This is a genomic window from Bradyrhizobium sp. CFUWI (assembly GCF_056429085.1).
Map to the genome: position 1 here is coordinate 1 of NZ_JBWJZE010000231.1, position 428 is coordinate 428.

A 428-nucleotide genomic window follows, 5' to 3' on the forward strand; every position below is an offset into this window, starting at 1 on the left:
GGGCCACCTCGCCGCGCTCGGTGAACTTGATCGCGTTCGAGAGCAGGTTCTTCAGGATCTGGCCGAGCCGCTGCGCATCGGTGCGGATCTGCTCGGGCACTCCGGGCTCCACGACCGCGCTGAACGCGAGGTTCTTCTCGCGCGCGAGCGGCCGCAGCGGATCGGCGATGGACTGCACCGCGCGCGCGAGGTTCACCGACTCGATGTCGACCGTGGCCTGGCCCGCCTCGATCTTCGCCAGGTCGAGGATGTCGTTGATGAGCGTGAGCAGGTCGTTGCCGGCGCCGTGGATCGTCTCGGCATAGCGCACCTGCTCGGCCGTGAGGTTGCCGCCCTTGTTGTCCGCCAGCAGCTTCGCGAGGATGAGGCTGGAATTGAGCGGGGTGCGCAGCTCGTGGCTCATGTTGGCCAGGAACTCGCTCTTGTAC

Annotated in this window: 1 protein-coding gene; it reads right to left on the reverse strand. The window is 67.1% G+C overall.

Annotated features, from left to right (window positions below; genetic code table 11):
• Positions 1–428 (reverse strand): sensor histidine kinase (locus AC066S_RS39570; protein ID WP_478272025.1); only part of this gene is annotated, 428 nt, incomplete at both ends.